This window comes from Streptomyces pathocidini, assembly GCF_001418495.1.
Lineage (GTDB): Bacteria > Actinomycetota > Actinomycetes > Streptomycetales > Streptomycetaceae > Streptomyces > Streptomyces pathocidini.
Genome location: NZ_LIQY01000510.1, coordinates 1 through 5,549 on the forward strand (window position 1 = coordinate 1; position 5,549 = coordinate 5,549).

The 5,549-nt window shown below is 71.2% G+C and carries 6 protein-coding genes; 2 read left to right on the forward strand and 4 right to left on the reverse strand.

The window, feature by feature from the left end; genetic code table 11:
* Positions 1-83 precede the first annotated feature (83 nt).
* Positions 84-443, reverse strand: coding sequence for a chaplin (locus AOK16_RS21570; protein ID WP_055473840.1), 360 nt, complete (start codon positions 441-443; stop codon positions 84-86).
* Between the two features lie 337 nt (positions 444-780).
* On the opposite strand from AOK16_RS21570, the gene AOK16_RS21575 reads away from it, so the two are divergent.
* Positions 781-1,629 (forward strand): alpha/beta fold hydrolase, encoded by an 849-nt coding sequence (locus AOK16_RS21575; protein ID WP_055473841.1) that lies wholly within the window; start codon positions 781-783, stop codon positions 1,627-1,629.
* A 545-nt stretch (positions 1,630-2,174) separates the two neighbouring features.
* Here AOK16_RS21575 and AOK16_RS21580 read toward each other — a convergent pair.
* The 3 genes from AOK16_RS21580 to ligD all read right to left on the reverse strand — a co-directional run bounded on the left by AOK16_RS21580 (position 2,175) and on the right by ligD (position 5,136).
* Positions 2,175-3,203, reverse strand: coding sequence for a PHP domain-containing protein (locus AOK16_RS21580; protein WP_055473842.1), 1,029 nt, complete (start codon positions 3,201-3,203; stop codon positions 2,175-2,177).
* Between the two features lie 34 nt (positions 3,204-3,237).
* Positions 3,238-3,966: an ANTAR domain-containing protein gene (locus AOK16_RS21585; RefSeq protein WP_205627749.1), complete on the reverse strand. Its 729-nt coding sequence runs from the start codon at positions 3,964-3,966 to the stop codon at positions 3,238-3,240.
* 165 nt (positions 3,967-4,131) lie between these two features.
* On the reverse strand, positions 4,132-5,136 hold the full coding sequence (gene ligD, locus AOK16_RS21590; RefSeq protein ID WP_055473844.1) for a non-homologous end-joining DNA ligase: 1,005 nt from the start codon (positions 5,134-5,136) through the stop codon (positions 4,132-4,134).
* A 79-nt stretch (positions 5,137-5,215) separates the two neighbouring features.
* Here ligD and AOK16_RS21595 point away from each other — a divergent pair.
* Positions 5,216-5,549, forward strand: a 334-nt coding sequence (locus AOK16_RS21595) for an ATP-dependent DNA ligase (protein ID WP_478072518.1), incomplete at its 3' end; no start/stop codon positions are given.

Consider the following 5,549-nt stretch of genomic DNA (forward strand, 5'->3'; position numbering starts at 1 on the left):
CAGGTGGGGCGGCGGGGTCCGGAAGGCAAGGGCTGCTTCAGCCCTCCGTCCCGCCGGCTCGGCTCATCGGCCGGTCACGGTCGCTAGCGGCGGCGCGAGCCGTAGTCCTTGTTGTCGTGGTAACCGTTGTGGCCGTTGTCCCGGTAGCCCTCGTGGTGGCCGCTGTAGCTGTGCTGTTCCCGGTGGTTGTGGGAATTCACATTGGCGCAGTTGTTGCCGCCCGCCGAGTTGAGGATGGCCAGGAGGTTGAGCGTGTTCCCGCATGCGTTGATCGGGATGCTGATCGGAACCTGGATGACGTTGCCTGAGAGGAAGCCAGGAGAGCCGACAGCTGCGGCCTTGGCGCCCCCGCCGCCGTCGTTGGCGGCGGCCACACCGGTCCCGGTGCTGATGGCGGCGCCTGTAACGGCGATCAGAAGAGCGGCCTTGGCGATTCGCGACATGAGGCCGAATCCTTTCGTAGGAAGGCACGGGGTAGGGAATCCGCCCTTGGGGGCGAACGGTTGATCAACATCGATACTGCGCCTGGGATTCGGATCACGCACGGGCGAATGGACCGTCTGTGCGCGCCGCGCCGCTGTCCGGGTGACGTTGCCGCCCCCCGCCCCCGTGTGGGGGTACCCATGGGGCGAGTTGTCCCCGTGCATGGAGCGCCTCTTGACTGCCAGCCCAGCATCCGTATCTCCCGTAGCCACCCGCGATCTCCTCCGTCATGTCCCGCCCAACTGCGCCCCGCTCGAATCCCGTCGCGGGGAGGAAACGGGTGAGGAGATCGTCGAGTTGTCCTTCCGGGGCTTCCGCTACGACTGCCGCGTCCTCCATACGCGCACGGCCCGAACCGAGCCGATCCTGATGCTCGGAGGTGCCGCACAGGACAAGTACTCCTGGGCGCGGTTCGAGCCGAGGTTCACCGAGGTCGCGAGCGTCGTCTCCGTGGACCTGCCGGGCTGGGGGAACTCGGATGTGCTGCCCGCCCGTTACGACATGGCCTTTCTCGCCGATGCCGCCAGGCATGCCCTCGACCGGATCGGTGTCCGGAAGGTGAATCTCGTAGGGGCCTGCTACGGCGGGACGATCGGACTGCGGTTCGCCCAGCGGCACCCGGAACATGTGGCCAGGCTCCTGCTCGTCGGCGCCCGGCGCACCCTCTCCGAGCCGTTGCGGGAGACCTTCCTGAGGACGGTGGAAGCGTTGGGTGACCATCGGAGGGACGACTTCGCACGCAGCGTCGTCGAGTTGCTCGCCCCCGTTCTCGACCAGGCTCCTACTCGGCGCGGTGCGGCCCTGTCGCGGTTGCTGGAGCGCCAGTTCCTGAGAATGCCCGAGGGGCAGGCCGAGCGGTTCGGGGAGAACGCCGCCCGGATGCTGCGTCACCAGCTCTGCGGTCCTGATCCGCTGCCGCCCGCTCCCACCCTCTTCGTCCACGGCGAACACGACCGCTACGCTCCGCCGGCTCACGGCGACGAGATGGCCGCCCATGTCCCGGGGGCACGGGTCGCGGTCATGCCGGCGGCCGGGCACATGGTCCAGCTGGAGCAGCCAGAGGTGATCACCGACCTGGTGGTGCGGTTCTTCACCGACCAGTCCCTGGACCACCTGCCGCTGACGCTGTACAGCGCGCGGAATTGAGGGAGCGTCGCCCGCGCGGCAGGTGAGGCCGGTTCTCCTGGGCGCCAACGGCCCCAACCCCAGCCCCTGCCGCCCGGCGGCGAGGCGACCGTACGCCCTGGCCAAGCACCCGCGCCCCGACGCGACCCATCCCGCGGTCGTGGACCACGACGACGACAACCGGGTGGTGGCGCGCGCCCCTGGGACCGGCCGCGGCGCGGCGTGCCCGAAAGACGCTGTACGAGCTGGAACGCCGGGCCCGCGAGGGTGGTTCAGCGGCGCTGCTCGGCCGAGGGCCGACTGGGGAGGGATCCTGCCCCGGCCAGGTGCGGGCAGCAGGGGGAAGCGCCTGGAGCCGGGTCCGCGATGCAGCGGGAGGGCCCTCGCCATGATCGCGGACCGGCTCCTCCGGCCGGGACAGGAGGCGGTGGGCGGGCAGAGCGCGTCTGCGCGCCGTGCCAGCTGATCACATCTCGTACTGTCAACGCTTCGGAACGGGGCGGCGTACCGCAGATTCCCTCCCAGGCGGTACGTGGTCAACCGCTGTACGAATCGGGACACAGCGTTCAACTCCCGCGCGGGGGTTCTCGGGTGCGGGTCCAGTCGAGCAACTGGTCGGCGGTCCAGGTGTTGATCACCCGCTCGCGGGGGACGCCGCACTCCGCGGCCCGGGCGCAGCCGAGGATCTGCCAGTCGAGCTGGCCGGGCGCGTGGGCGTCGGAGTCGACAGAGAAGAACGTGCCCGCCTCGACCGCCTGGCGCAGCAGCCGGCGCGGCGGATCCAGCCGCTCCGGGCGGCAGTTGATCTCCACGGCCGTGCCCGAGTCGGCGCAGGCGCCGAAGACCTCCACGGCGTCGAACTGCGACTCCGGCCGGCCCGCGCCGATCAGCCGCCCGGTGCAGTGGCCCAGCACGTCGACCAGTGGGTTGGAGACGGCCGCCACCATGCGGCGGGTCATCTTCCGGCCGTCCATGCGCAGTTCGGAGTGGACCGAGGCGACGACCAGGTCGAGCTCGTCCAGCAGCTCGGGCTCCTGGTCAAGGGAGCCGTCGAGGAGGATGTCGACCTCGATACCGGTCAGCAGCCGGAACGGCGCGAGCCGCTCCCGCAGCTCCTCGACCACCGCCAGCTGCTTCCGCAGCCGGTCCGCCGACAGGCCGCGGGCGACGGTCAGCCGGGGGGAGTGGTCGGTCAACACCGCCCAGTCGTGGCCCAGTTGGGCGGCCGTCCGGGCCATGGTCTCGATCGGGCTGCCGCCGTCCGACCAGTCCGAGTGCACATGGCAGTCGCCGCGCAGCGCCGCCCGGAACTCCGCCGCCGCCTCGTCGGGTGGCTCGGCCGCGGACTCCTCCTCCAGCTTCGCCAGATAGCCGGGCACCTGGCCCGCCAGCGCCTCCTTGACGACCTGCGAGGTTTTCGGGCCCAGGCCGCGCAGCGACTGCAGCGAGCCCGCCGCGGCCCGTCGCTCGACCTCCTCCGCGGGCAGCCCCGCGACGATCTCGGACGCGGTGCGGAAGGCCCGTACGCGGTACGTGGGGGCCTGGGCGCGTTCGAGGAGGAACGCGATCCGGTCGAGCGCGGCCACCGGTTCCATCGCGTACCCCCTTCGGGCGTGTCGGGTGCGGGGCCTACTGGCGGGCCACCGCGAAGTCCGCCGCGCGGAGTTCGGCCGGGTTCTGGCCGGTGGCGACGACGTGCACGGCGATCTCGCGCAGCTTGACGTTGAGATCCTGCGAGGCCTTGACCAGCATGGCGAACGCCTCGCGTGAGGTCACGCGGTAGCGCTCCATCAGGATGCCGGTGGCCTCGCCGATGACCTGGCGGCTGGCGACGGCGTTGGAGAGGTTCTCCACGGCCGCCGCTGCGGACAGGGCGATCGCCGCGTGGGTCGCCAGCACCGCCACCGTCCCGGCCGACTCCTCGCCGAAGGCGCCGGGTTCGGCCGAGAAGAGGTTGAGGCAGCCGGCCGAGTCCCGCTCCTCCGTCAGCCGGCAGCTGAGCATCGAGCGCATGCCCAGGCGGGCGGCCTCGCGGGCGAAGCGGGGCCAGCGCCGATCGGCGGCCAGGTCGTCGACCCGGGTCACCGACACACCCTCGGCCGGGTCGGCCGTCGTCCGCACCTTCTCGGAACCCTCGGCGTCGGCCGGGCGGAAGGCGGGGCCCTCACCGGCCAGCGACTGGGCGCGGTCCACGCGGGGGACCAGCGGGTGGGTGTAGGCGGGGCTCTCGAGGGTCCTGCCGCGGCGCAGCAGCGCCACCCCGGCGTACTGCGCACCCGCGACGGTGCTCGCGCCCAGTTCGGTGATCTCCTGCAGGATCTGCTCGCGCGAGGGCTGTCCGTGCAGGGCCTTCGCCATGGTTGCGAACATTTCCGACATGCACAGCGCTGAGCCGGCGTCACCCATCCCGGAGCCTCCCATCCAGAGCATCACGGATATTCCAGTGGCAAATTACCCAATAGATTCCCATTTGTGATGCTTCTTGTGGGTGGACCGTGGTTCCGGCGCGGCGGCCGGGACCGTTCAGTGCTTGGCGCGGCTGGGCTGGACCCGCTTCGGCTCACCTTTCATCTTCGGGTGTTCCGGCGGGTACGGGAGGTCGCCGAGACCGTGTTCCCGCTCGTCCTTGCTGGCCAGTTCCAAGGCGGCGTCCAGGCGGAAGGCGTGCTCGTCCATGTCCGCGTGGATGTCGCCGATGTCCGCGTAGCGCACCGGCATCGTCGCCAGGTCGAAGTCCTCCGGACGGGCGTCCGGAAGCTCTTCCCAGCGCAGCGGCGCGGACACCGGGGCATGGGGTCTGGGGCGCACGGAGTAAGCGCTGGCGATGGTGCGGTCCCGGGCCGTCTGGTTGTAGTCGACGAACACCTTCGTGCCCCGCTCCTCCTTCCACCACGCGGTGGTGATCCGGTCCGGCGCACGCCGTTCCAGCTCCCGCGCGATGGCGATGGCCGCCCGCCGCACCTGAGTGAAGGTCCACTCCGGCACGATCGGCACGAAGACGTGCAGTCCGCGGCCGCCCGAGGTCTTCGGCCAGCCGCGCAGCCCCAGCCCGTCGAGGACGTCCCGCAGCTCGAGGGCGGCCGGCAGCGCGTCCTCGTAGTCCGTGCCCGGCTGCGGGTCGAGGTCGATCCGCAGTTCGTCCGGGTGCTCGGTGTCCGCGCGACGCACCGGCCACGGATGGAAGGTCAGACAGCCCAGGTTCGCCGCCCACACCACGGCCGCGGGCTCGGTGGGGCAGATCTCGTCCGCGTACCGCCCGCTGGGGAAGGAGATGCGGCCGGTGGGGATCCAGTCGGGGAGGTTCTTCGGCGCCCGCTTCTGGAAGAACGACTCGCCCGCTACACCGTCCGGATAGCGCTCCATCGTCGTCGGCCGGTCGCGCAGCGCGCGCAGGATGCCGTCGCCGACGGAGAGGTAGTAGCGGGCCAGGTCGAGCTTGGTGAATCCTCGCTCGGGGAAGTACACCTTGCCGGGGTTGGACAGCCGTACGGGCCGCCCGCCCACGTTGAGCTCCACCGTCTCCGCCATGGGGCCAACGCTAGGCCCGGCCCCGCCGACCCGCCTCCCGGCGGGCATGACCGGGGGCACGGTCCCACAATGAGGACTCATGGACCTCCCCGTGATGCCCCCGGTCAAGCCGATGCTGGCCAAGTCCGCGGCCAGGATCCCGGCCGGCATGCGGTACGAGGCGAAGTGGGACGGCTTCCGGGCCATCGTCTTCCGCGACGGTGCGGAGATCGAGATCGGCAGCCGTACCGGAAAGCCGCTCACCCGCTACTTCCCCGAGCTGGTCGAGGCCTTCCGGGCCAACCTGCCGCCGCGCTGCGTGGTCGACGGCGAGATCGTGATCATCCGTGACGGGCGGCTGGAGTTCGAGGCGCTGCTGGAGCGCATCCACCCCGCCGACTCCCGGGTGCGCATGCTCGCCGGGGTGGTCCCGG

Excerpts from the sequence above, each read along its gene's own strand:
- AOK16_RS21570 (WP_055473840.1), bottom strand. The coding sequence starts at position 443 with ATGTCGCGAATCGCCAAGGCCGCTCTTCTGATCGCCGTTACAGGCGCC.
- AOK16_RS21580 (WP_055473842.1), bottom strand. The coding sequence starts at position 3,203 with ATGGAACCGGTGGCCGCGCTCGACCGGATCGCGTTCCTCCTCGAACGC.
- AOK16_RS21585 (WP_205627749.1), bottom strand. The coding sequence starts at position 3,966 with ATGGCGAAGGCCCTGCACGGACAGCCCTCGCGCGAGCAGATCCTGCAG.
- ligD (WP_055473844.1), bottom strand. The coding sequence starts at position 5,136 with ATGGCGGAGACGGTGGAGCTCAACGTGGGCGGGCGGCCCGTACGGCTG.